Here is a 24547-nt window from a genome sequence, read left to right as displayed (position 1 = left end):
AGAATTTCTAACGTTGCATTTGCCAACGTTTCAGTAGTAATGAATTGCTGATGACTGATACCGAACTCATGGCCATGGCGGCACCCGCGATAACGGGATTGAGCATACCGATAGCCGCTAATGGAATTCCCAGCGTATTGTATACAAATGCGAAGAAAAGATTTTGGCGGATTTTTTTTAACGTAGCGCGTGACAGGGAAATGGCATCAGCCACGCTCATCAGGTCATTGCGCACCAACGTGATATCAGCGGCTTCAATTGCGACATCTGAGCCGGCGCCGATGGCAAAGCCGACGTCTGCAGCAGCCAGCGCGGGTGCGTCGTTAATGCCGTCGCCTACCATGGCTGTGAACCGGTTGCTAGCTTTTATTTTTTTTACGGCTGCGGCTTTGTCGGCTGGCAATACTTCAGCCTGAAAATGCGTAATACCGGCTTGCTGAGCAATCGCAGCTGCAGTCACGGCGTTATCTCCGGTTAACATGATGACCTCGATTCCCAACGATTGCAATCGCTCCACGGCATGCCGGGAAGTAGCACGCATGCGATCAGCTATCGCGAGATAACCGTGAATTTTGCCAGTGTTATTGAAAATTTCGGCGATACCGATTACAGTCTTTCCTTCCGATTGTAAACGATTGATTTGCTGCTCATCCAAATGAATTCCATGCTGTTTAAGTAATTTGGGTGAACCGACCAAATAGTGAGTGCCGTCGATCTGCGCAGTAATACCGCCACCTGTAATTGCTGTGAAATCTTGAATCGATTGCAACGTGAGTTGCATTTGCTTGGCATGTTCGAGGATTGCGCGAGCCAAAGGGTGTTCCGATCCTTGCTCAAGGGAAGCCGTAATGCGCAACAAGCCCAATGAACTGTGAGAATCTGAGGGGATAATATCTGTAACTTCCGGCCTGCCTTCGGTCAATGTGCCGGTTTTATCAACGATGACGGTTTGAATTTTTTCGGCATGCTCCAATGCTGCGGCATTCTTAACCAGCACACCGATTTGTGCGCCACGGCCGGTACCTACCATGATAGCGGTCGGTGTAGCGAGTCCCAGTGCGCAAGGACAGGCGATAACAAGAACTGAAACCGCATTAATGAGTGCGGTTACAAAATCGTCGGTGATCCAGCCAGTGATTACAAAAGTCAAGAAACTGATGATCACGACAATCGGCACAAATATTCCCGAGATGGTATCTGCCATGCGTTGAATCGGTGCTTTGGAACCTTGCGCTTCTTCGACTAAATGAATAATGGCCGCCAATTGCGTTTGCATGCCGATACTGGTGGCGCGGCACTTTAGAAATCCCTGTTGATTTTGCGTGGCAGCGAAAACCTTAGCGCCGATTTCTTTGCTGACGGGTAAGCTTTCACCCGTGAGCATCGATTCATTAACGTTGGATGATCCTTCAATGACGATTCCGTCGACTGGAAAATTTTCTCCTGCGCGTACCAAGAAAATATCATCGACTTGTAAACTGCTGGCCGGTACCTCGATGATTTCCCCATGGCGTTCGACGCGAGCAGTTTTGGGTTGCAGTCTGATCAATGCCTCGATGGCTTCAGAAGTTTTGCCCTTGGCGCGTGCTTCCATCAATTTCCCTAGTAAAACTAATGTGATGATAGCTGCGCTGGCTTCGAAATAAACATGCTGATTCAATCCGAACGCTGTGACTGCGGCACTGAAAAAATAAGCCATGCTGGTACCCAACGCGATCAGTACATCCATATTGGCACTACCGCCTCGCAGAGAATGCCAGCCGCCGATATAAAATCGGCGGCCGATCCAGAATTGCACTGGGGTGGCCAGTAGCCACTGCAGCCATTGCGGCAATAAATCCATTTCATGGCCAGTGAACATTGCTCCCATTTGCAATACCAGCGGCAATGTGAGGATTGCCGAGATCTTGAATAAACGCAACTCTGCTTGATAAGCAGCTGCGCGCTTGGCTTTTTGCTCTGCGTGAGTATTTTCGCTGATTTCGTTGGCGTCATAACCTGCTTTTACGATCGTGCCGATTAATTGCTGCACCGTCACGACACCCGGCATGAAATTAACCCGGGCGATTTCTGTGGCTACGTTAACTGTGGCGGTAACGCTTGGCAGCGTATTAAGCGCTTTTTCAATATGATCGGCGCAAGCAGCGCATGTCATGTGATGGATTTGCAGTTGGACCGAACGTGGCGTGACATGAAATCCGGATTTTTCGATCGCCTGAATCAGTTTTTCAGCATTGACCAGATTCTCATCATAATTGACTAGCGCTTTCTCATTGGCGAAATTCACAGCCGCATGAACACTTGAAAGTTTGTTTAAATTCTTTTCGATACGCGAAGCACAAGCAGCACATGTCATGCCCTCGATGGGTAGTTCAATGCGTTTAAGAGCCGGTGAGTTCACAGTTTCTCCAAAAATTAAATCCTGAATAAGAAAAATTGGATCAGCGGTCAAGGACCAGGCCGCCATCAACCCATCTTACCCGATCACCTTGATGAAAATTGGCCGCATCCGGTAGATTGATAATCGCTTGTCTGCCGTCATTCATGGTAATTCCGATTTGATACAGGCTGCCGGGGTAAACGATATTTCCACCGTGGCTATGCTGATTAGAGTCCCTGATTTCCGGGTGATTGATCCCTGGATGGGAATGCGATTGTTGCAGCACTTCACGCGCAATAGTACCGGCTACGACTCCGCTGGCGATGGCGTTGAGCCCCGGTCCTTGCCCGAGTTTATTCACAAAATCGACGATGCCGCAGTTGCTGCACCTGGCTTGCGGTGCTTGCCGCTGGCTGCTGCCAGCATCGGTACTTTTAATGCTGATGCTGTTACGTGGCGCACCAATGGCTGTTCCGATGCGATGAACCGTTCTGGGCGGTTTATCCACGCCGGGTGGTGTTACCGGGTGCAGCATCGGGTTTTGTGGCTGTGTGGTTAATTGATGGTTCGATTCACTAGCCGGTTGTTGCGCTACCGCAATGGCAGTAACCGCGATCATGAAAATCAACGTTATCACCGTTTTTTTGGTGACAACCATTGCATTAGTGATAATCGGCATTATTAATTCCCCTTTTGTGACAGCCTGTACCTCCCATTGGATACGCTAGTGCACCGATGGTTTCAATATAACGGCGTCTACCGGTTGCTAGTGGTTGACTTGACTGGGTTAAGTTTCAATCTTTTTTCTGGGATGTGTCTTCGTTGTCGAGTGAGTTCTTCTCCGGTTGCGGTTCTGGTTCTGTGGGAATCTGTTGAGATTGTTGTTGAGCCAACATAATGGCGATCATGATGCCCAGTTCATAGAGAAGACATAAAGGCACGGCCAGCATGAATTGTGAGATTACATCCGGAGGCGTGAAAATTGCAGCGATAACAAATGCGCCGACGATGACATAAGGCCGTATTTCCTTCAGTTTTTCAACTGTGATAACGCCCGTCCGGACAAGCACGATGACAAAGATCGGAACTTCAAATGTGACGCCGAAGGCCATAAACATCGATAGTACGAAGCTGAGATATTTACTGATATCGGTCATTACAGCAACGCCGTCCGGCGCAAAATAAGTTATGAATTCAAAGACCACCGGTAGTGCGGCAAAGTAAGCAAACGCCATTCCCAAAAAAAATAATAAGCTGCTGCCAATCACAATCGGCAGCGCCAAGCGTTTTTCATGCGTATAGAGCCCGGGTGCAACGAAAGCCCAGATTTGGAACAAGGTATGCGGTAGCGTAATTACGAATGCCAGCATCATCGCAACTTGCATCGGCACGAAGAAAGGCGTTGCGACATCGGTAGCGATCATTTGACCGCCTTGCGGCAGTTTCTCGAGTAATGGTTGCGCCAATAGGGTATAAAGTTCGCGTGCAAAAAAAGCGCACGGCAAAAAACCGATCAGCAACACACCCAGGATGCGTATTATTCTGGCACGTAATTCGACTAAGTGTGATAGGAATGAGCCTTCAAGCATGGCGATTGCAATCGGAAGAGTTCAATTGTTTTTGTTACTCTCGCCCGAGTTAATTGAAGAAGGAGAAGCGTGATCGGGTTGTGACCGGGAAGATTCGATCGCCGCATCTTGTATGATGGTTTGATCAGTGGCTGATTTCGGTCCGTTTGCGCCATCATCAATGGCCGTTTTAAAGTGATCGGCATGTTGCTGTACGGAATCTTCAATGGTATGAGCCGTTTCCTGCATGGAGTGATGCATTTCTTTCAATTCTTCCATGCGCATTTCGTTATGAATATCCGTTCTGATGCTGTACACAAAGCTGCGGCAGCGGCCATATAAGTGACCGAGGGTACGCGCCACGGCTGGTAATCGTTCCGGTCCGATCACAATCAGCGCCACCATTGAGATAACCAGCAACTCCATGAAACTGATGTCAAACATGCTTTTTCTTAAACAGGATTATGACGAGTAAAGCAGTCGGTTCGGGTATGCGAAATTTGATTTCAATCCCGATCAGCCACTAGGTTTTGGAATTGGTTGTATCTCTGATATCGGTGTCAGTTACAGAGCCAGGAGTCTGTTGCGATGCATTTTTCCCGGATACTGTTCCGGTATTGTTTTCTTTAGGAGTATGGAAGGTAGCATCTTTCATGGCCGCGACTTCAATGACTGCTTGTTCCGGCTGAGAAGATTTTTCGGTTTCTGACTCTTTCATGCCGTCTTTGAATCCTCTGATGGCGCTTCCGAGATCGCTGCCAAGATTACGCAATTTTTTGGTACCGAATACCAGAGCAACAATGATTAGTACAATAATCCAATGCCAAATACTGAATGTACCCATTATTTTCTCCTTTTACTCATGGGTTTGATGGATCAACCGTGGTGAATCATACCCGGTAATCGTTCACGTCCGCCGATGATATGAAAATGTAAATGAAACACTTCTTGCCCGCCGATCCGGCCGGTATTGATAATGGTACGGAAACCATCATCGCACCCTTGCTCTTTAGCAAGTTTAGGTGCCAATAGTAGCATTTTTCCAATTAACGCTTGATGACACTCTTGCACGTCAGCAAGAGATTCGATATGCAGTTTGGGAATCAACAGGAAATGAACGGGAGCAACCGGATGAATGTCATTGAATGCAAGAATATCTTCATCTTCGTAAATTCTGTGTGAAGGGATTTCTCTTCTTGCGATTTTGCAGAAAATACAATTGTCCATGCATTACTCCTTTTTGCGTGATGCTTTCTCCGTAATTCCGGAGACACCTTCCCGTCTTTCAAGTTCTTTTAACACATCATCCGGAGTGAGTCCGTGATGGGCGAGCAAAACCAAGCAATGAAACCAGAGATCGGCGGTTTCATAGATGACTTGCTCCAGATTACCATCCTTCGACGCCATCAAAGTCTCGGCGGATTCTTCTGCAATTTTCTTAAGGATTTTGTCGTGTCCGCCGTGAAGAAGCTTGGCGACATAGGAACTATCGGCATCTGCGGATTTGCGTGACTCGATCGTTTCTGCCAGGCGATGAAGAATGGTGGTGTTGGTCATTTCGAATAAATTTTTTCCGGATCTTTGATGACAGGTGCTGTGATCACCCACTCGGTGCCTTCGAGTTTCTGAAAGAAACAGTTATGCCGGCCGGTGTGGCAGGCGATGCCGCCGATTTGCTCAACCATCAGGAGTAAAACATCTTCGTCGCAATCCAAATAAATCTCTTTGACTTTTTGGGTGTGCCCGGATTCCTCCCCTTTATGCCAAAGTTTTTTACGAGAACGCGACCAATACACCGCTTCGCCTTTTTCAACGGTCATTTTAAGCGCGTCGCGGTTCATCCAGGCGAACATTAGAATTTTACCGCTACCGATTTCTTGCGTGATGACGGGTATTAGCCCATCTTCCGACCAGTTAATTTTGTTGAGCCAGGTGTCAGATTGCATTTTATAGACAGTGTCGGGTGTTGAAAAACATGAATTTCCAATAATTTTAGCATTATAAACGCACTTCAATACCGTGTTGTGCCATATGCTGCTTTGCTTGCTGGATCGTAAATTCTCCGTAGTGGAAGATGCTGGCTGCTAACACAGCATCGGCATGGCCTTGCAAGATGCCATCGACGAGATGGTCCAGATTGCCGACCCCGCCGCTGGCGATGACCGGGATGTCAATGGCGTCAGCGATCGCGCGTGTCAAGGCAATATCAAAACCATTTCGCGTGCCGTCTCTATCCATGCTGGTAAGCAATATTTCGCCAGCACCCAATGATTGCATTTTCTGGGCCCACTCGATAGCGTCAATACCGGTTGCTTTGCGTCCGCCATGCGTGAAGACTTCCCAACGCGGTGGGTCATTCGGCGAATTGACTTGTTTGGCGTCAATCGCTACTACTATACATTGCGAACCGTAATGATCGGATGCATCCGCCACCAATTGCGGATTCAGTACCGCCGATGTGTTAATGCTTACTTTGTCTGCGCCAGCATTAAGCAGGCGCCGGACATCATCGACTTGACGTACGCCACCACCAACCGTTAGCGGGATGAAAACCTGTGCTGCAACCTCTTCAATTATGTGAAGAATCAGGTCGCGATTGTCGGAGCTGGCGGTGATGTCAAGAAAAGTCAATTCATCCGCACCTTGTTCGTCATAGCGGCGGGAAATTTCCACTGGATCGCCCGCATCGCGCAACTCTACAAAATTAATGCCTTTGACGACACGCCCATTAGTCACATCCAGACAAGGAATAATACGTTTAGCGAGGCTCATTTGATTATTTAAAGCCGGAATTGAAAAAAGAAGGGATGAGATGAGTAAGACTGAAAACTGGCTTTTTGATTAAGGGATATTATGTTCGCTGCTGAGCTTGTCGGCCAATATCTGGGCTTCTTTAAAGTTCAGCGAACCTTCATAAATTGCACGCCCGGTGATTGCACCCATAATACCTTCATACTCAACCTCACATAATTTATGCACATCTTGAATGTTGGTAATGCCGCCGCTGGCGATGACAGGTATGGTGAGTTCCCTGGCCAATTCAACAGTTGCTTCAATGTTGACGCCGCTAAGCATGCCATCTCTGCCGATATCCGTATATACGATAGCTTCCACTCCGTAGCCTTCAAATTTCTTGGCCAGGTCAATGACGTCATGCCCGGTCACTTTGGACCAACCATCAACAGCGACTTTTCCTTCTTTTGCATCTAATCCGACAATGATTTGACCCGGGAAGGCATTGCAGGCGTCTTGCAGGAAACCTGGGATTTTAATTGCGGCTGTGCCGATGATGATGTAGGAAATACCGTCATCCAGGTAACGTTCAATGGTATCGAGATCACGGATCCCTCCGCCCAATTGAATTGGAATTTGACCTCCCAAGGCTTCCACAATTTCAAGAATGGCCGCTTCATTTCTCGGTTTTCCAGCGAATGCGCCATTTAAATCAACCAGATGAAGTCTACGTGCGCCTTGACTGAGCCAATGGGCCGCCATTTCTCCAGGTTTTTCAGAAAATACCGTGGCATCCTCCATGACACCCTGTTTGAGGCGGACACAATGCCCATCTTTAAGATCTATTGCAGGAATAATCAGCATAGCTTAATCATGAATAATAATTGATGAAAGTTAAGTGATAAAAAAACAGTATGTTGTTTTCTTTTAGCCGTGCGGTATCCATTTTGCAAAATTACTCAATAAAGTTAATCCTGCTATTTGGCTTTTTTCTGGATGAAACTGTACCGCGAAAATATTATCTTTTGCAATGGCGCAAGTAAATGGGAAAGGATACTGGCTCTGTGCGGCAATCGATGTTGGGTCGGTAGTTTCAACGTAATAGCTATGTACAAAATAAAAACGTGAATCTTCGCCAATGCCCTGCCAAAGCGGATGTTTATGTATTTGATGAACTTGATTCCAACCCATATGAGGGACCTTAAGTTTCTGACCATCGGCATTTTTCATTTTGGATACAGGAAAATGCACAACTTTTCCCGGCAAAATATTGAGACCTTTGACGTTTCCTTCTTCGCTTTCTTCAAACAGCATTTGTAAGCCCAGGCAAATGCCAAGATAAGGTTTGTGAGTCGCAGCTTCAATGACGGCTTCTCGCAGTCCCCGCGTCTCCAGTTCATGGATACAGTTGCGCATCGACCCCTGGCCCGGAACGACGATCCGATCAGCTTTAGAGACCTCATGCGGATCGCTGGTGACTGTAATCGACGCGGACGGCGCAACATGTTCAAACGCTTTTTGCACGGAACGCAAATTTCCCATGCCGTAATCAACAATTGCAATATCAATCATACAATGTGGTGTGGTGGAACTCGGATGCTTATAACGAGCCTTTAGTAGATGGAATAATGCCGACAGCCGCCGGATCATGTTCTATTGCCATTCGCAGCGCGCGTCCAAATGCTTTAAATATAGTTTCTGCCTGATGATGGGCATTTCTTCCAGATAAATTATCGATATGTAAAGTTATTAGCGCGTGATTGGTAAGTCCTTGGAAGAATTCATGAATGAGATCCACGTCAAATTCACCGATCCGCGCTCTGGTAAATTCGACATTAAAGACCAATCCCGGACGTCCGGATAGGTCTATGACAACACGCGATAATGCTTCATCCAGAGGGACATAGGCATGTCCATAGCGGCGCAGGCCTTTTTTGTCTCCTGCTGCTTGAATCAGCGCCTGGCCCAAAGTAATACCAATGTCCTCGACCGTGTGATGCGCATCGATATGGAGATCACCTTTTGCGGCTACTTTAAGATCAATCATGCCATGCCGCGAAATTTGATCGAGCATGTGATCCAAAAAAGGGACACCGGTTTCCAAAACTGACTTACCCGTTCCATCCAGATTGAGATGGATACTGATTTGGGTTTCCAATGTGTTTCGAATGATTTGTGCTTGACGCATAGAAAAGCTTGGATGGATTGAACAGGGTTTAGCTGGTTTTAAGCGGTTTTACTCAATAGGGATTGCAATGCCATGCAAAACTGCGAATTTTCTTCAGGCGTACCGATCGTGACACGTAAACAATTTTCTAATAGCGGATGCGTGCCGTCGAGGTTTTTGATTAATATTTTTCGCTGCTTAAGCGCCTGAAAGATTTGACCGGCTTTATTTACACGAAACAATATAAAATTGGCTTTAGAAGGATATGCTTCAACATTTTTCATGGTAGCAAAAAAAGCGTTCATTTTTGCACGTTCTGATTTAATAGCTTCGGCTTGTTCAGATAATATTGCGGTATGTTGTAATACTTTTTCTGCGATTAATTGCGTCATAATGCCAATATTATACGGTAAACGCAATTTTTCAAGTTGTTCCAGCCACTCCGGTCTTCCAATTAGTAATCCCAATCGCAAGCCAGCTAAGCCTGACTTAGAAAGTGTACGCATCAATAAAAGATTGGGATATTCAGACAATTCATCGATAAAACTGTTATCCGCAAATGCTTGATAAGCTTCGTCGACAACCACGATACCGGGAGTTGCTGCGATTATTTGTTTTATTGCTTCGGGATCGAATAGATTGCCGGTTGGGTTATTAGGATAAGCCAGGAAAATTACTGCCGGTTTGTGTTTCGCTATGGCACTGAGCATCAAATCCAAATCCAGCGAGAAATCTTGCTTTAAAGGGACTCCTACGTACCGGATATTGGTAAACGTGGCGATCATCCGGAACATCACAAAAGCCGGTTCGACACTCATCAGCACGGCACTGGGCTTAGCCGCTGCCATGGCGATAATCTGTATGATCTCATCGGATCCATTGCCAAGCAAAATGCTCATGTCATCTGGAATGGCAAGAGCCCGGCGTAATGATGATTTAAGTGAAGCAGCACTGGCATCCGGATAGCGGTTGATAGGCGCTTGTTCCATCAGACTGGCGATTTCTTCGCGCAGTGCAAGAGGTAACGGATAAGGGTTCTCCATCGCATCCAGCTTGATCATGCCGGTTGCGGGCGGTACATGATAGGCGGAAATCGCAAGAATTTCAGGCCGGAAAATTAGTTCTGGGTGTACAGTGCTTGGCATAGCTGCGTATTTTAACTCAATAGTGTATTTGCCGTTTAATTTGTTGTTGAGGATCTTGATTGGGCTTTAAACGGTGCAGGTAGATAAAGTTTTATGCTGCCAGTTCATCAGCTAGCAGGGTAATCTCATTTCGGCAGCTTTGCACTTTTTCGCTGGTTGCAACCGCTTCGGTTTCATTGATTCCCAGAGACTCCATTAATACAGAAGTTTCTATGTAAGGACATCCATCAACGGTTGTGTGATCGTGGAGTAGCCGGTTAGCAATGGCAATCAGTTTTACATACAAAGCATGTTTTCCTGAATAATCAGGAAAGTGCTGCTCAGCAACCGTAATGGCAACTTCTTCCGGTAAATTCCAGGCTTTAATCAGGTACATGCCGATCGTATCATGTGTAATACCAAAAACCTGCATCTGAATGGAACGGATGTCTTGTTTCGGATAGCGTGAAATTAAATCATTCAGATAGGCAAATTCTCGGGGATACAGATGCGCAAATAAAAAATAGCCGAAATTATGGAATAACCCGCTTAAATACATTAAATCGCGATCAATAATTTGATTATTTGGGATGATATTGCAAAGTTCGCGGCAGAGGATGGCGCATTCCAGGGTTTGATTCCAGATGAGGTTGCGGCCTAGCGCGCCATGATTCGGCATTTTTAAGCAGCCGGAAGAGACGATGCTCATTGATAAATTAAGTGCGGTATTAAAGCCTATAACCAGGGAGATAGCGTGATATACCGAGTGAATCTTGTTGCCGTAACCGAAAACGGACATACGCGCGTATCGCATGATGAAAACGGACAAACCTGGGTCTTGTTCGATTAATCCTGCAAGCTGATCAAGATTGGCATCAGGATTGTTGCGGAGCCTAAGCAGTGAACGTGCTGTATCCGGAAGCGGCGGTATCTGTCCGGCTTGTTGCAGGATACTGCGGAAGTTCTGGCTAAATTCCAATTTATTAAGAAACAACATGAACTCCGTCTCAAGGTGTTGATATAGGGGCGGATGCTAAGTCCATAGTAATACTGGGAGGCGCTGGTATTATTTTGAAATAATTGTTATGAAACAGAATCATAATTGTGGATTAGAATTTCCCTGTAAGTTTACGACACACATTTTCTTTTCTTTATAGTTTTCATAAGAGGCGGCTCATGTCGCCGGAACAAAAACCGGTAAGCGGGTCGTTAAAATTTTTTCCAAAAGCAATGACTTTGAATAACTCACCCATTTCAGCAGGGCTGACTAATTTTTGCAGTTGCTTGGATTGTGGTAAGTAATGAATCGTATCTTCAGCGGAAGTTTGGGCCAGAATACTCGTGATACCGCAATTAATGAGGAAATGTGCCTGCGTTGTATAACCCATAAACTGTAGCCCGGCATTCACTGCAGCACTTGCGATCGCGCTGAAATCGACATGACTGGTAATATCTTGTAAACCAGGCAGATAAAAAGGATCGCCATGAGCATGGTGGCGATAATGACACATCAGCGTGCCTTGATTTCGTTGCGGGTGATAATATTCATGCCGACCAAAGCCATAGTCTATCAACAGGATAACGCCTTGCCGGAACCGTTCCGCAAGAGTACTCATGAAGCCGGAGGCGGCAAGATTAACTTCGCTGAGATACTCAAAGCCGGGAAGTTTGCGTGGATTGATCTCAGGTAATAATTCTTTAGCAATGGCATGTAACTGTGGGTGACTGATCGGACGGTCCTGCCAGGTAAATTGATTTTCTTCCAGAGAAACCCCGCGCTCCAGTACCATATTTTCTTGCCATTTAATGATATGCACCGGCATCGCATCCATTACTTCATTAGCGATGACGACGCCAGTCAATTGGTCGGGTAATTGGTCGATCCATTCAACTATTTGCGTCAAGTGCGGAATTTCATGTGAGATCAGCATTTGTTGACGTTGGCGCAGTTCGGCGCTTACTTCCAGAATTAAATATTTCTCCGGCAGCGCATTGGATTGCTCCAGCTCCAGCAAGATATCGCGCGCCAGTTTTCCAGTTCCCGCACCAAATTCGAGAATGATTGTTTGTGCCAGAGATGGCAAGATTTGTTTTAACTGTTGGGCCAATGTGCGACCAAATAACGGGGAAACTTCCGGGGCCGTGACAAAATCACCTGCGCTGCCCAATTTGGTTGCACCGCTACTGTAATAACCCAATCCAGGTGCGTACAATACGAGATTCATGTACTGTTCGAAGGAAATCCATTGGTTTGCCGCGAGAATCTTCTCTCGAATCATGGCTTGTACCAATTGGCTGTGTGCCAAAGCTATTTCACTTGGAGGTAGCATATTTATAATCAATGATGTGACGGATATTCTTAAAGTGGATTGTAAGGTTTTTACTTCGACTGGGCCATAGTGTAGCAGTTCTTTGATGGAGGCGTCTGTGCAAGGGAAAGTAATACTGGTGACCGGCGGGGCAAAGCGGGTTGGAGCGGCGATCTGCAGGCGACTGCATGCGCAAGGCGCTTATTTGATTGTGCATTACCGGTCGTCACTCGATGAAGCGAAAGCGCTATCCGACGAGTTAAACCGGCAACGGCCGGAGTCTGTGGCGTTGGCACAAGCCGATCTGTTAGATACCGATTTACTGCCGAATCTGGTTGAAAAGGCCATTAAACGTTTCGGGCATCTGGATGTGCTCATCAATAACGCCTCCAGCTTTTTTCCGACACTGTTGCAGCAAAGTACGTTAGAAGATTGGAAAGATCTTGTCGGCAGCAATCTGCAGGCGCCTTTGTTTCTAACAAAAGCAGCTGCATCCTATCTTAAGGAAAGGCATGGGTGCGTAGTCAATATTATTGATATTCATACCGAGCGGCCTTTGAAAAATTATGTGATCTACAATGCTGCCAAAGGCGGGTTGCTGGCATTGACTAAATCCCTGGCTGTTGAAATGGCGCCTGAAGTGCGCGTGAATGGGGTGTCGCCGGGACCGATTCTATGGCCAGAAGCTGGAGAGTGGTCCGATGATGCGGCGCGTCAGCAGATTATTGCCAGCACCTTGCTTCAACGTTGCGGAGAACCTGACGACATCGCTAAAACCGTGCAATTTCTAATCGCGGATGCGCCTTATATCACCGGACAAGTCATTGCAGTAGATGGCGGGCGCAGCATTTCTTTATAGAAAACCAATTCCCGCCTGATCTCACTTGCCGTGTTCATGGATGACCTGAAACCGGCTTCCTTACTTATTTCTTTCTTCAGATTCTGTTATTCGGACTAAAAAAGCGGTTTTACTTGCATCCGGATGCAGCTTTTTTTCGTATCAGTTAATAGGAGCTCGTGCTTTGTAAAGGGTTTATCAAGAAACCCAGTTGCAACGAGCGCATTTTAATGACGAAAAGAGGAGAAAACGATGGGAACTGTTCGAGTAATCGCAGAGATAACGGCGCGTGTTGATAAAGTCACTGAAGTGGAAATGATTCTAAAAAAAATTATCGCGCCGACATGCCAGGAAAACGGTTGTTTGAGTTATCAACTGTTTCGAAAAAACCATCATGGAACGGAATTTTTGTTTATTGAAGAATGGACCGACGAAAAATCTATCGAGGCTCATTTCAATACACCGCATATCCAAGAAGCCTTGAATCAAGCGATACCGTTCTTGGCTAAGGCGCCGAATATTCAAAAATATACCTATCTTGCTGAGTGCGAATAATGAATCCGCATGCCACATGGAGCGAAAAATGAATATTAACTCGGAAGAACTCGAAATCATGACACAATTTGTGCATGGTCTTTGCATTAACGACGGACGGGAATTCTCGAATTGGGGGCTCAGCCGTTCCACTCATCCGGCCGTGTATGTTGAACCGGTCAGTTACGCCGACGTGCAAGCGGTAGTGCGCGATACTGCGCAGTTTCCCACGCCGGTGCGTCCAATCGGTTCCATGCTGTCGGTTACTGAAACAGTCTGCAATGATGGTGGTACTCTGTTATGCACGCGCAAACTGGACGCCATTCTTGGTTTGGAAACCGACGGCTGCGGCCGGCAGGTCGTTCGAGTTCAGGCCGGATGCCGGTTGAAAAAATTGAATGTTTGGTTACAACAGCAAGGATGGGAAATCCCTTTTCAGGCAGAAATCGGCGAAGCGACAGTGGGTTCGGTCACAGTAGGGGATACCAAAGAGTCATCACTCGACGGGCCGGGATATTTTTCCAGCCATGTTGTCGCTGTGCTATATATCAATGAATTTGGCAACTTGTGCATACTCTCGGATCAGCAGGATGGCGCGGCTTTTTATGAATTTAAATGCAGTTTCGGATTGAGCGGAATCGTTGTGGAATGTTTGATAGAAGTTCGTCCAGCCAGTCTATGCCGGGCGAATGTCGCCTTATACGCTTATCAAAGCCCTCAGGCATTGGCGGAAGGAATATTGCAATTGCGCGAGCAGTGCGATGCTTTGCTGGCGGTGGTGATATTGCATCAGCTCGTTTGTTTCGCAGAACAACGGTACCAAGCGGGCGCGGGTAACATGACACCGGATAGTTCGCAGCCGCATTGCGAGCAATATCGCCTTGCTAAACGCTTGGCGATACAACATGGCTTCGACGGTGGTGATTTGCCCCGGCCACAGGGGATTGTTTTTTCGCGAAGCGATTTTGTCAATGAATACTGGCGTCCCGCTGAGACAGAGAATCGCCTGGATTTCCAATACTATGAGCACGATATTGGGATGCTGGAGCGTGTAATCAATGAATCCTATCGCTTCACCAAATCGTTTGAGCATGATACCGGATTTGTGCCTACGGGCTGGGCTACCTATTTTGTGCATCGTCCGGAAAAAGAACGAAAACCTTTTGGCATTTATTCCGGTGGCAGCGGTATTTCGTGTTCGTTCGATCCGCTTTACAGTAACCCTAACGATCCCTTGTGGCAACGGTTTGCAAAAGAATACAACCGTGTCGCGATCGATCAATTGAGGGGGAATCCCTCGCCCATCCAGACCCAATGGCTGCAGCCAGGCGATATTTGCATTCCGCGAAAGCTCGCGCGCGAACGTTTCACGACGCCTTATTATGAACAATTTCTGATGTAATTCGGGAAATATACTGTGGCGGCGTATCTGGTGATATATTTCAGTGCATGGAATAGGTACAGTGGTTCAATATGGCTAGGATATGACCGGTAGTGACGGCAAGTGACAGCAATAGCAGCGGCTGCAGTGCTGAAGCTGCACAGATGCAGACCTGGGTTGCGGCGATCGCAATGCACGATGAGCAGGCGCTGGAAAATTTGTACGAGGCGACACTGACACGGGTGTATGGTGTGGCGTTGCGGATTACGCGCAACCCGCAAGCGGCTGAAGAAGTCAGCGAGGATGTATATTGGCAGGTATGGCGCGAAGCGCCGCGCTTCGATGCGCAACGCGGCAATGTCATCGCTTGGTTGCTGATGATGGCACGCAGCCGGGCATTGGACTATTTGCGGAAACAAGACGACGTTGAACTTTGCGAAGAACCGGCGCTTCTATTAAGTGATGAGCCAGCGCGGGATAGCGATCCGCAAGATTTGCTGATCGCGACGCAGCATAACCGCCTGTTGAATCAAGCATTAGAGCAATTAGAACCGGTACAACGGCAGTTAGTCGCATTGGCTTTTTTTCGCGGTTTGACGCACGATGAGATTACGTCCTGTACGGGTATGGCGCTGGGCACGGTAAAATCGCATATTCGCCGGGCGCTCAAGCAGTTGCAAGAAGTGCTTGAAGACGATTTACTGAAAGGCTTTGAATGATGAAAAAACGCTACTCCTTGGACCCGGATGATCCGCAACGCGCCGAGAACGTCGAAACGGCCTTGTTGAAGGGACTGGAGCCATTGCAGCCCAGCAAGGAACAGCGCGTTAATGTTCGTCAGCGGCTGTTGCAGCGAGTGCAAGCCAGCGTAACCGCTGAATCATCCCGTATCACGATCCGCAGCGATCAAGGCAATTGGCGGCAAATTCGCTCGGGTGTGCGCGCCAAAACGCTGGATCCGGATATTCGCGCATTTTTACTGGATCTCGAGCCCGGCGCCAGTTTGCCGATGCACCGCCATCACGAAGACGAAGAATGCGTCGTGCTGCGGGGATCGGCTAGTCTGGGAGAATTCAAAGTCAATGCCGGTGATTACCATATGGCGCGTTCCAGCAGCCGTCATGGCCGGATCTATTCCGAAACCGGCGCTTTGCTCTATTTGAGAGGAATCCCGGTCGGTCATACCGCAGAAGTTGCCCGCGATCTATTGACAGCTTTTTTATCCGGCGATGGCAGTGAGCTGATTACAATCCACGCGCACGAAGGCGAATGGACCGATCTGGCGCCAGGCGTAGCGAGTAAGCCGCTGTATGATGACGGCAAAAGCTACTCGTCGATGGTGCGCATTGCTCCCGATTCGTCATGGAAACCGCCTGTGCCGATGCTGGCGCAGGAAGAAGAGTGTTTATTACTTGAAGGCGACGCGTTTTTCGGCGATACCCTGCTGCGTTCCGGCGATTGGCAGCTGGCTCCGGCAGGCGTGAGTTCACGGCCGGTTTCGACCGACAGCGGCGCGTTGTTTTTCATGCGCAGCGCGAGCAGCCGGTTTAGTATTGGGTAATATCAATTTAATGCAAGGATTTTATGTCAGGTAGCGTTCCAAACGTCAACACCACTTTAGAACACATGCGGCAGCGAAGCCTGCAAGCGGTATGGCATCCTTGCACACAAATGAAGCAGCACGAAAGCTATCCGCTGGTGCCGGTGGTACGCGGGCAAGGGGTATGGCTTTACGACGCCGATGGGAAGCGCTATTTAGATGCGATCAGTTCCTGGTGGGTCAATTTATTCGGACATGCCAATCCGCTCATTAACGCTGCCATCCAGGATCAACTGGAGAAGATAGAACATGTGATGCTGGCAGGCTTCACTCACGAGCCGGTGGTTGCGCTATCGGAGCGGCTCAAAAGAATCGCGCCCGGTTCGCTCGGACATTGTTTTTACGCCAGTGACGGTGCATCGGCAACCGAGATCGCGTTAAAAATGAGCTTTCATTATTGGCTGTTGTGCGGTAAACCTCGGAAAAACCGGTTTGTCAGCCTGCAGAACGATTACCACGGCGAGACACTAGGTGCCTTGTCGGTGACCGATGTGGCGATTTTCAAGGAAACCTACGCGCCGTTGTTGCGGCCGTGCACGCATGTGCCGACCCCGGACTGGCGCTACGCCGAACGTGGTGAATCAGCGCACGATTATGCGCTGCGTGCTGCCGTTGCGCTGGAAAACCATTTGGCGAAACATCATGAAGAGATAGCAGCACTGATTCTGGAGCCGCTGGTGCAGGGCGCTACCGGCATGGGCATGTACCATCCGGTGTATTTGCAACGTGCCAGGGAAATCTGCGACCGCTATCAGGTGCATCTGATTGCCGATGAAATCGCCGTCGGCTTTGGCCGCACCGGTACCTTATTTGCGTGCAATCAAGCCGCGATTGCACCGGATTTTTTATGTTTGGCCAAAGGGCTGAGCGGCGGTTATCTGCCGTTATCGGTGGTGATGACGACCGATGCGATCTACCAGGCGTTTTATGACGACTCAACTGCCTGCGCGTTTCTGCACTCGCATTCGCACACCGGTAATGCACTGGCTTGCCGCGCGGCATTGGCGACACTGGATATTTTCGAAAAAGATCATGTGATTACAGCAAATCAGAAAAAAACGGCTTATCTCAATGCGCAAGCCGCATCGCTGGCTGCTCATCCGAAAGTCAGTAATTTCCGCAACTGCGGCATGATCTGGGCGTTTGAAGTAGAGTCAGAGGATCGGGATTTTGCCGCCAAATGCTTTCAGGCCGGATTGCAGCAACAACTGATTTTGCGGCCTTTAGGAAAAACAATCTATTTCATGCCGCCGTATATCATTACCGAAGCGGAGATCGATCTTTTGATCAGCGGTACATTGCGTGTGCTGGATTCGATGTAACTATCAGAAAGGAACATATTGCCATGCAACTGACTTTCCTGGGCGCTGCCGGTGAAGTAACCGGCTCCAGCTATTTGATCGAAACCGGATCGGTACGGTTTCTGGTGGATTGCGGTATGTTCCAAGGCGGCCGCGAAGCCGACCGGAAAAACCGCACGGCATTCAAGTTTGATCCGCGGGCGATTGATTTTGTGCTGCTGACGCATGCGCATATCGATCATTCCGGGTTATTGCCGCGTCTTAACGCTTGGGGATTCCGCGGGCCGGTGTATTGCACGGCTGCGACAGCGGATCTGCTGCAAGTGATGTTGAAGGATAGCGCCTATATTCAGGAAAAGGAAACCGAATGGCGCAATCAATCGCGCCGCCACGGCCATTCCATTCAGGATCTGGCGCCGCTCTACACCGTTGCGCAAGCGGAAGCGCTGCTGAAGCAATTGGTGCGGGTGGATTACGACACTGAAGTCAATCCGCATCCGGCAATACGCTGTTGCTTCCGTGATGCCGGGCATATTCTGGGTTCGGCGATCATTGAACTATGGGTGAAGCAGCAAGCGGCCAGCAAAAAAATCGTATTTTCCGGGGATCTGGGAAAACCGGGGCATCCGGTGGTGCGCGACCCGGCGATTATCCGGCAAGCGGATGTATTGCTGATCGAATCCACCTATGGTAACCGCTTGCATCGCAGCATGGCGGATACGTTGGATGAACTGGTGTTGGCCATCAACGATACGTTGATCAAGAAAGGTGGTAACGTCATCATTCCGGCGTTTACCGTCGGCAGGACGCAGGATTTATTGTTCTTGTTGATCGACTTGTACCGCCAGGGAAAACTCGGGGAAATGGATATTTACGTGGATTCGCCGATGGCGCGGGCGGCTACGGAAATCACGTTGAAGCATATCGCATTGCTCGATAAGGAATCGACCGACGCGCTGAAATGGATGAACGATAATGTCAAAAAACCCCGTATACACTTCGTGCAGGATATTGAAGAATCGATGCAGCTCAATAGCATGAAACACGGCATCATCATCTCCGCCAGCGGCATGTGTGATGCCGGGCGGATCAAGCATCACCTGAAATATAACCTCGACCGGCCGGAATGCAGCATTTTGATTACCGGTTTTCAGGCTGAGCGGACTCTGGGCAGGCGGCTGGTTGACGGCGTCAGGCAGGTGAAGATCTTTGGTCAGGATGTCCGGGTCCGGGCGGCGATTTACACCATCGGCGGACTCTCGGCGCACGCCGATCAGGCGGACCTGCTTAATTGGCTGCGCCATTTCGTGAACAAGCCGGAAAAAGTTTTTGTGGTACACGGCGAATACAGCAATTCGGTGGCGTTAGCCGCGGCCATTGGTAAGGATTTGAAGTGGAACGCCGAAATACCGGAGTTTTTGGCGACGGTCAGTTTGTAGATTCCGGGTCTTGGAAAAAAGTGGTAGCAGGCGCCGGCTTGCCGATGTGATAGCCTTGTGCGTAATCAATGTCTAATTTCTCAATGAGCGCCAGGACCTCGGCATTTTCCACAAACTCGGCCGTAGTGCGTTTGCCGAATCCCCTTGCAACGCTGCATAAGGCATTGACCAGAATCAAATCGTCACTGTTCGCCGAAAGATTGCGGATGAACGAACCGTCAATCTTGACAACATCGACCGGCAGTTCGCGTAAGTAATAAAACGACGAGAAACCGACGCCGAAATCATCCAGTACAAAGCCGCAACCAAGCTCTTTGATCTCTATCATCAAGCCACGCGCGCCGGGTAAATCTTCCAAAGCGGCGGTTTCGGTAATCTCAAACATCAAGCTGGCTGGATTCATTTGATTCGACACCAATTCCTGTTTGAGAATGGGCAACAATTCAGGATCGTTAAACGCATGCGCCGATAAGTTGATCGAGAACGTAGCGTGAAAACCGTTTTTATAGATTTGGGCAATCTGCGAGATGGCTTTGCGCAATACCATGTGATCAATGGCGTGAATCAATCCGGTATGTTCTGCTGCCGGTATGAAGTCGGCGGGTGACAGCATCGAACCGTCATTATCTCTCATGCGCAATAATACTTCGTAGTGCGAGGTTACTTTCGTTTTGACATGCATGATCGGTTGCAGATACAGCACGAAATTGTCATGCAAATGCGAATACTCGATTTTTTCTTTCCAATAAACCAGCGTATGTATCCGTTCGCGGCTGCGGTCCTGATCGGAGAACAAATACCAGGCATTTCGTCCTTTGGCTTTTGCCTGGTACATCGCGAGATCTGCGGCTGCGAGCAGATCGTGAATATTGGCGCCGTGTTCCGGGAATAACGCGATGCCGATACTGGCAGAAATTTTGTGTGTGCGGTTGTTGATCGTCAGTTGCGCCAGACCTAACTGGGTCAGAACTTTCTTGGCGACCTCGATGGCGCCGCTGGCATTGATCTCCGGCAAGATGATGGCGAATTCATCACCGCCTAAACGGCCGGTAATATCATCGGCGCGAATGGTCTGGGCAAGCATGTTGGCGACCATTTTAAGCAATGCGTCACCGGCTTGGTGACCGCTGGTATCGTTGATGTATTTAAAACGATCCAGGTCGAAGAATAGCAAAGCCCCCGGGTGCCGGTAGCGTTCCGCGCGGCTCAACACCTGTTCCAGTTCCTCGCTGAAACGGCGCCGGTTGAACATATTGGTGAGCGGATCATGATCGGCCAGCCACGCAAGATGCCCTTCGACGCGTTTATATTCGGTAACGTCGAGACCGACCGACAAAATCGACGGGTCGTCTTCGGATTGCTTATCCAGGTGCGAATGCAGCCAAGCGACATGGCGGGTCGTGCCATCCTTGCAATGGGTAATGGCTTCATGACGCAGTTGAATTCTTTCGCCGCTGTGAATTTCTTTAAAGCGGAAAAGCAAATCTTGCGATTCATACTCAGGAATCAACGTCTGCAAAAAAGATTTGTCCTTTAACTCGACTTCGGTGTAATGCGTCAGCATTTCACCGTAATTATTCAATGACATAATCCGGCCTTCGGAACTTTGCGTCAGCACAATGGCTTGTGCGGTATCCAGCAGGTTTTGAATGAAATCCCGTTCCTTACCGAGCGCATTTTTTTGTTCAACCAGCATTTTTGTCCGCGTCGATACTTCTTGTTCCAGTTTTTCTAACTGCAATGAGAGGGATATCGCCGCTTCCGATAGCGTATCGACTTCGTCTCTGACATGTTGCGCCCGATCGGTTAATGCGAGCGATGCGCGGAATTTTTCAAACTGTCCGTTTGCCAGGAGCGGCAGCACGAACACGACATCTCGCAGTTTTGCCAGCAATCGGGTGAATATGAAAAATAACAATACTTCCGAGAAAATAAGTCCCAGCAAGCCGATTACAGCGATTTTCCAGATCGAATCATGAATATTTTCTACGGCGGCGGTAACATCCGTGATGATAATTAAATGCGCTTTACCCGGTTCATAAGAATCCAAAGGAAATAATTTCATCTGTACGTACTGGTTATTCCAGCGAATCTGGATACCGTCGTTGAGTTTGCTCATGTCCGGGTACAATTGATTGACCTGATTCAGGATCTCGTAATTGCGTTCTTTGCCGGTTAACGCGGAGATTTGAACATTCCAGCTGGAAATTTCGGTGTCATGATGTGACGGGTGGATATTTTTGGTGGAGATCAACAATCCGATATCCGCGCCGGAAATCCGTTTAAAGGCCAGAAATACATCCACCAAGGAAGTTCCCATAGCCACGACACCTACTTTCCTGCCTTCCACCAGAATGGGGGCGATCAGGTATTGGATGCAACTTTCGCGGCAGAGCAGCGGATTGATGGGGTGCTCCGATTGATTGACATGGCTGACCCATTTGGACAGTAACTGATTGTCGTCAATGGTGACATCAAGACTGTCCCAACTGGCGTTTAACTGATTGGAAGAATTATAAAAGTGAATGAATTCGACGCCATTGTGGAATTGCAGTAATGCCCAATGCGCGTCGAAAACCTGACTGATGCTTTCGCCATCGTTCAATAACAAAGCTTTCTTCATTCCATCCAGGAATGGAATCATTTCGGCGAGTTGATGTAAGTTCCGCGTGGTATTGGTGACCAGGCTGTTGATCTCGAGCGAATATCTCCGGTGCTCGACTTCTTGCTGATTGGCAAAGTTGGTCATTAATCCGAGGTAGCTGACAAAACAAAACAGCGAGACAACCGCGAGTAAAATCAAGCTGCTTCCGAGCGAGATTTTCCATCGTAAGCTACGGAATTTACGTCTCTTCGGTTGTGAGTCAATAGGCATGTTATTCAATTTAAACCCGGAACTGTTGTGCGACAGCGCTTTTGCTTAATCCGGAAAACACGGAATAATCGTTTTCGCCAGTGAACAGTCATATTGGAAGGTGCTCGGAGCTTTGATCAACGCTAAGCTATGTCTCATTTTCTGATTGCCACCAGCTGTGTTTTTATTGTGCTCTAACAGGCCGTTGAAAAACTATCTGCGTTGCCACTATGGTGTTAAAAACAAGCTCAAAATGCTCATTTATACCGCATAAACTGCGTTTTTTCGCCTGTTTTCGCCTTGTATCGGCTGCCTCGAAAACGTTTTTCAATGGCCTGCTAAGGAAATGCTGATTAATTGACTATACGCGTGCCGTGCGCCTCGTGCTCCATCGCGTTCGCCGAATTAATCAGCGTTTCCCTAAGAGTGGTACAACGTTACCTAAAATCGATAAGATGCTTGAATCGCGTACAGATTCCAGTTTTCTTCCGTGTCTCTTGCCACTGGATTATCCAGCCGCGACAGCCAACCGGTTCCGTTCACATGATGGAATTCGGCCCGTAGCATGAATTCCGGTGTGACATTCCAGCGTACGCCGACGGTAATATCTCTGGCAAAACGACTGTGTTCCAGCCCTTGGCGCAGTGGACTTTGAGCAGCCCATTGATTGCCGTTGCGATCCGATCTATCGAGAAAGAGTGCATCATACCGCAAAATTCCTTCAATTTTCGGGGTAAAACGATATTCACCCTGGAAATAATAGCTTTCACCCACGAAATCCAGGCCGTTTAGCCCCGGATTCCTGAAATTGTTGTCATATTTGAATGGCCGGATCGCATATTCGGATGTTAATGTCCATCGCTCCGCGTTATATTGGGCCGAGAAAATGACAGGGGTGAATTGGAGCGCGCCCGGTCCCAGCGGATCACGTAACAGGCTATTGGGATCGTAGCTCGTGTTCAACCATATGCCGCTGATACCTAAACGAAGCCGCTTATCATTCGTTTCAAAAATTCCCCGTCCGATGTAGGACACATCCCGATTCAATTCTCCCGGACGCACAATGCCTAGTAAAGAGCTTTCAGTGTCTTTGTCGCCAACGACGGGTAAGGTTACGCCAAACTGGGTCGATAGCGTGCCCCAATTTGATACCGCCAGATCGTTGTAAACCTGTACGGAATCGCTGGAAAGCCCCAAATTGCGGGTGCGGTCAAAATAGATCGACTGTGGCAGCAAGATACTGGGGCGTGTAAATGCGACATCCCGGGTTTCGTTGTAAAAACCAAATGGATTTTTAATCCGGCCAACGCGGATGCCGAGCTGATTGGTCTCTTGGGAATATAAGCGATAATCCAATACCGCATAATCGAGCCGCGGCATGCCGCTATTGCCTTCGCCGGCGCGCCGGGACAGCACTTGCGCCGATAACTGCAAGCGCGGCAACGGCCTGATGGAGGCATTCAAACCCGCTTCGGTAAGACCGAAACTGCCGCCGTTATCGCTATTTCCAAAAACATTGTTATCCGACGTGGAAATATACGCTTGGCTAACAAAGCCGTGAATCTGCAAATCACCGGGAAGATCATTGTTACGAAAACGGTCGATGGTCGACCTTATAAATCCCGGTTTTTTCTCCGTTGTTTCGGCTTGTGGAGTGACCACAGGTAATTCCATCGCGAGGAATTTTCTGGCAGGCGGATTATTTGCTTCCGGCGGTGATTTCGAATTCGCACTATCCTGCGCTTGCACCGGAAAACAGAAAAACAATGACAGTGTTACCGCTTGCATGATTAGCCGGAGTCCTGAACCGATAAAACGGTTACTTAATTTCGAGCACATTAACATTTTCATTGATATTTGCTTTCCATAAATAACCGATTGCTCCGGGGGTACTGGCAATTTTGGCGAGCATTTCCTCGTTTGAGCTGACTTTTGTCGGAGCTTGGCCAGTGCCTGAGAAAACCAATCGATCCCAGGTGGATCTCAATTGGTAGGGAAAAACGTTTAATTTTTCCTTGGAGAAGATCTGGTGTAATTCGTCATCGTCGGATAGCACAAAAACCCGGATCTTGGTGCCGTCCGGCCAGGTTTTTAAGCGCATGCTGAAAATCGAGCGCAGTGAATTAACCGTGAGGATTTTTTCGTTTACGCCGGGATTGGCGACAATTTCGTATGAATTTTCCGCTCTGACACCAGTATCTATGCACCAAAGGGATACAGTCAAAGCCAAGCATAAGCTTGCTTTAACTTTTAACCAATAATGACTGGATAGTTGCCTTTGTATCGATGAATGAAATAAATTCAAGAAACAGATTCCCG

24 protein-coding genes and 1 pseudogene are annotated in these 24547 nt (G+C 48.3%); 7 read left to right on the top strand and 18 right to left on the bottom strand.

Going from position 1 to position 24547, the window contains the following annotated elements; genetic code table 11:
* Positions 1 to 7: 7 nt before the first annotated feature.
* The 15 genes and pseudogenes from ACV7NC_RS04580 to ACV7NC_RS04510 form a co-directional block, all read right to left on the bottom strand.
* Positions 8 to 2401 (bottom strand): heavy metal translocating P-type ATPase, encoded by a 2394-nt coding sequence (locus tag ACV7NC_RS04580; RefSeq protein ID WP_458154293.1) that lies wholly within the window; start codon positions 2399 to 2401, stop codon positions 8 to 10.
* A 40-nt stretch (positions 2402 to 2441) separates the two neighbouring features.
* On the bottom strand, positions 2442 to 3059 hold the full coding sequence (locus ACV7NC_RS04575) for a hypothetical protein (RefSeq protein ID WP_458154292.1): 618 nt from the start codon (positions 3057 to 3059) through the stop codon (positions 2442 to 2444).
* Between the two features lie 115 nt (positions 3060 to 3174).
* Positions 3175 to 3969 (bottom strand): twin-arginine translocase subunit TatC, encoded by a 795-nt coding sequence (tatC, locus tag ACV7NC_RS04570; RefSeq protein WP_458154291.1) that lies wholly within the window; start codon positions 3967 to 3969, stop codon positions 3175 to 3177.
* Between the two features lie 21 nt (positions 3970 to 3990).
* Positions 3991 to 4392 carry a Sec-independent protein translocase protein TatB gene (gene tatB, locus ACV7NC_RS04565; RefSeq protein ID WP_458154290.1) on the bottom strand — a complete coding sequence of 134 codons (402 nt, stop codon included), beginning with the start codon at positions 4390 to 4392 and terminating at the stop codon, positions 3991 to 3993.
* 226 nt (positions 4393 to 4618) lie between these two features.
* Positions 4619 to 4792 (bottom strand): annotated as a pseudogene (gene tatA, locus ACV7NC_RS04560) (Sec-independent protein translocase subunit TatA); the annotation flags it as partial.
* Between the two features lie 32 nt (positions 4793 to 4824).
* Positions 4825 to 5175, bottom strand: a complete 351-nt coding sequence (locus ACV7NC_RS04555) for a histidine triad nucleotide-binding protein (RefSeq protein ID WP_458154289.1) — start codon at positions 5173 to 5175, stop codon at positions 4825 to 4827.
* Between the two features lie 3 nt (positions 5176 to 5178).
* Positions 5179 to 5505: a phosphoribosyl-ATP diphosphatase gene (locus tag ACV7NC_RS04550; protein WP_458154288.1), complete on the bottom strand. Its 327-nt coding sequence runs from the start codon at positions 5503 to 5505 to the stop codon at positions 5179 to 5181.
* Positions 5502 to 5894: a phosphoribosyl-AMP cyclohydrolase gene (gene hisI / locus ACV7NC_RS04545; protein ID WP_458154287.1), complete on the bottom strand. Its 393-nt coding sequence runs from the start codon at positions 5892 to 5894 to the stop codon at positions 5502 to 5504. The genes ACV7NC_RS04550 and hisI overlap by 4 nt, the downstream gene beginning before the upstream one ends.
* 52 nt (positions 5895 to 5946) lie before the next feature.
* Complete coding sequence (gene hisF, locus ACV7NC_RS04540; protein ID WP_458154286.1) at positions 5947 to 6720, bottom strand: imidazole glycerol phosphate synthase subunit HisF; 774 nt, start codon at positions 6718 to 6720, stop codon at positions 5947 to 5949.
* Between the two features lie 69 nt (positions 6721 to 6789).
* On the bottom strand, positions 6790 to 7545 hold the full coding sequence (hisA, locus tag ACV7NC_RS04535; RefSeq protein ID WP_458154285.1) for a 1-(5-phosphoribosyl)-5-[(5-phosphoribosylamino)methylideneamino]imidazole-4-carboxamide isomerase: 756 nt from the start codon (positions 7543 to 7545) through the stop codon (positions 6790 to 6792).
* Positions 7546 to 7608: 63 nt separating this feature from the next.
* Complete coding sequence (gene hisH, locus ACV7NC_RS04530; RefSeq protein WP_458154283.1) at positions 7609 to 8253, bottom strand: imidazole glycerol phosphate synthase subunit HisH; 645 nt, start codon at positions 8251 to 8253, stop codon at positions 7609 to 7611.
* A 28-nt stretch (positions 8254 to 8281) separates the two neighbouring features.
* Positions 8282 to 8869: an imidazoleglycerol-phosphate dehydratase HisB gene (gene hisB / locus ACV7NC_RS04525; protein ID WP_458154282.1), complete on the bottom strand. Its 588-nt coding sequence runs from the start codon at positions 8867 to 8869 to the stop codon at positions 8282 to 8284.
* 38 nt (positions 8870 to 8907) lie between these two features.
* Positions 8908 to 9993 (bottom strand): histidinol-phosphate transaminase, encoded by a 1086-nt coding sequence (gene hisC, locus ACV7NC_RS04520; protein WP_458154281.1) that lies wholly within the window; start codon positions 9991 to 9993, stop codon positions 8908 to 8910.
* Positions 9994 to 10084: 91 nt separating this feature from the next.
* Complete coding sequence (locus ACV7NC_RS04515) at positions 10085 to 10969, bottom strand: HDOD domain-containing protein (protein ID WP_458154280.1); 885 nt, start codon at positions 10967 to 10969, stop codon at positions 10085 to 10087.
* A 163-nt stretch (positions 10970 to 11132) separates the two neighbouring features.
* On the bottom strand, positions 11133 to 12302 hold the full coding sequence (locus tag ACV7NC_RS04510; protein WP_458154279.1) for a class I SAM-dependent methyltransferase: 1170 nt from the start codon (positions 12300 to 12302) through the stop codon (positions 11133 to 11135).
* Between the two features lie 97 nt (positions 12303 to 12399).
* Between ACV7NC_RS04510 and ACV7NC_RS04505 the strand changes: the two genes are divergently transcribed.
* The 7 genes from ACV7NC_RS04505 (at position 12400) to ACV7NC_RS04475 (ending at position 19374) form a co-directional block, all read left to right on the top strand.
* Positions 12400 to 13140 carry a pteridine reductase gene (locus ACV7NC_RS04505; protein WP_458154278.1) on the top strand — a complete coding sequence of 247 codons (741 nt, stop codon included), beginning with the start codon at positions 12400 to 12402 and terminating at the stop codon, positions 13138 to 13140.
* A 231-nt stretch (positions 13141 to 13371) separates the two neighbouring features.
* Complete coding sequence (locus tag ACV7NC_RS04500; RefSeq protein ID WP_458154276.1) at positions 13372 to 13674, top strand: putative quinol monooxygenase; 303 nt, start codon at positions 13372 to 13374, stop codon at positions 13672 to 13674.
* Positions 13675 to 13702: 28 nt separating this feature from the next.
* The gene (locus ACV7NC_RS04495) at positions 13703 to 15055 is read left to right on the top strand and encodes an FAD-binding oxidoreductase (RefSeq protein WP_458154275.1); all 1353 of its coding nucleotides are present in this window, start codon (positions 13703 to 13705) and stop codon (positions 15053 to 15055) included.
* A gap of 92 nt (positions 15056 to 15147) precedes the next feature.
* On the top strand, positions 15148 to 15753 hold the full coding sequence (locus tag ACV7NC_RS04490) for a sigma-70 family RNA polymerase sigma factor (RefSeq protein WP_458154273.1): 606 nt from the start codon (positions 15148 to 15150) through the stop codon (positions 15751 to 15753).
* Positions 15750 to 16595, top strand: coding sequence for a cupin domain-containing protein (locus ACV7NC_RS04485; RefSeq protein WP_458154271.1), 846 nt, complete (start codon positions 15750 to 15752; stop codon positions 16593 to 16595). The genes ACV7NC_RS04490 and ACV7NC_RS04485 overlap by 4 nt, the downstream gene beginning before the upstream one ends.
* Positions 16596 to 16618: 23 nt before the next feature.
* A complete protein-coding gene (bioA, locus tag ACV7NC_RS04480; RefSeq protein ID WP_458154269.1) occupies positions 16619 to 17956 on the top strand; it encodes an adenosylmethionine--8-amino-7-oxononanoate transaminase in 1338 nt (445 codons plus the stop codon).
* Positions 17957 to 17979: 23 nt separating this feature from the next.
* A complete protein-coding gene (locus ACV7NC_RS04475; RefSeq protein ID WP_458154268.1) occupies positions 17980 to 19374 on the top strand; it encodes an MBL fold metallo-hydrolase RNA specificity domain-containing protein in 1395 nt (464 codons plus the stop codon).
* Here ACV7NC_RS04475 and ACV7NC_RS04470 read toward each other — a convergent pair.
* From ACV7NC_RS04470 to ACV7NC_RS04460, 3 genes are all read right to left on the bottom strand, one after another.
* Entirely contained in the window at positions 19364 to 22249 is a 2886-nt protein-coding gene (locus ACV7NC_RS04470; protein WP_458154267.1) for an EAL domain-containing protein, read from the bottom strand. The two genes, ACV7NC_RS04475 and ACV7NC_RS04470, sit on opposite strands and share 11 nt — an antisense overlap.
* Before the next feature lie 420 nt (positions 22250 to 22669).
* Positions 22670 to 24016: a hypothetical protein gene (locus ACV7NC_RS04465; RefSeq protein WP_458154265.1), complete on the bottom strand. Its 1347-nt coding sequence runs from the start codon at positions 24014 to 24016 to the stop codon at positions 22670 to 22672.
* Positions 24017 to 24047: 31 nt separating this feature from the next.
* Positions 24048 to 24533: a hypothetical protein gene (locus tag ACV7NC_RS04460; protein WP_458154264.1), complete on the bottom strand. Its 486-nt coding sequence runs from the start codon at positions 24531 to 24533 to the stop codon at positions 24048 to 24050.
* Positions 24534 to 24547 lie beyond the last annotated feature (14 nt).

It is taken from the genome of Nitrosomonas limosa (assembly GCF_054188085.1).
Note: the sequence above shows the minus strand (reverse complement) of the source record. Positions and strands in the feature narration are given on the sequence as shown.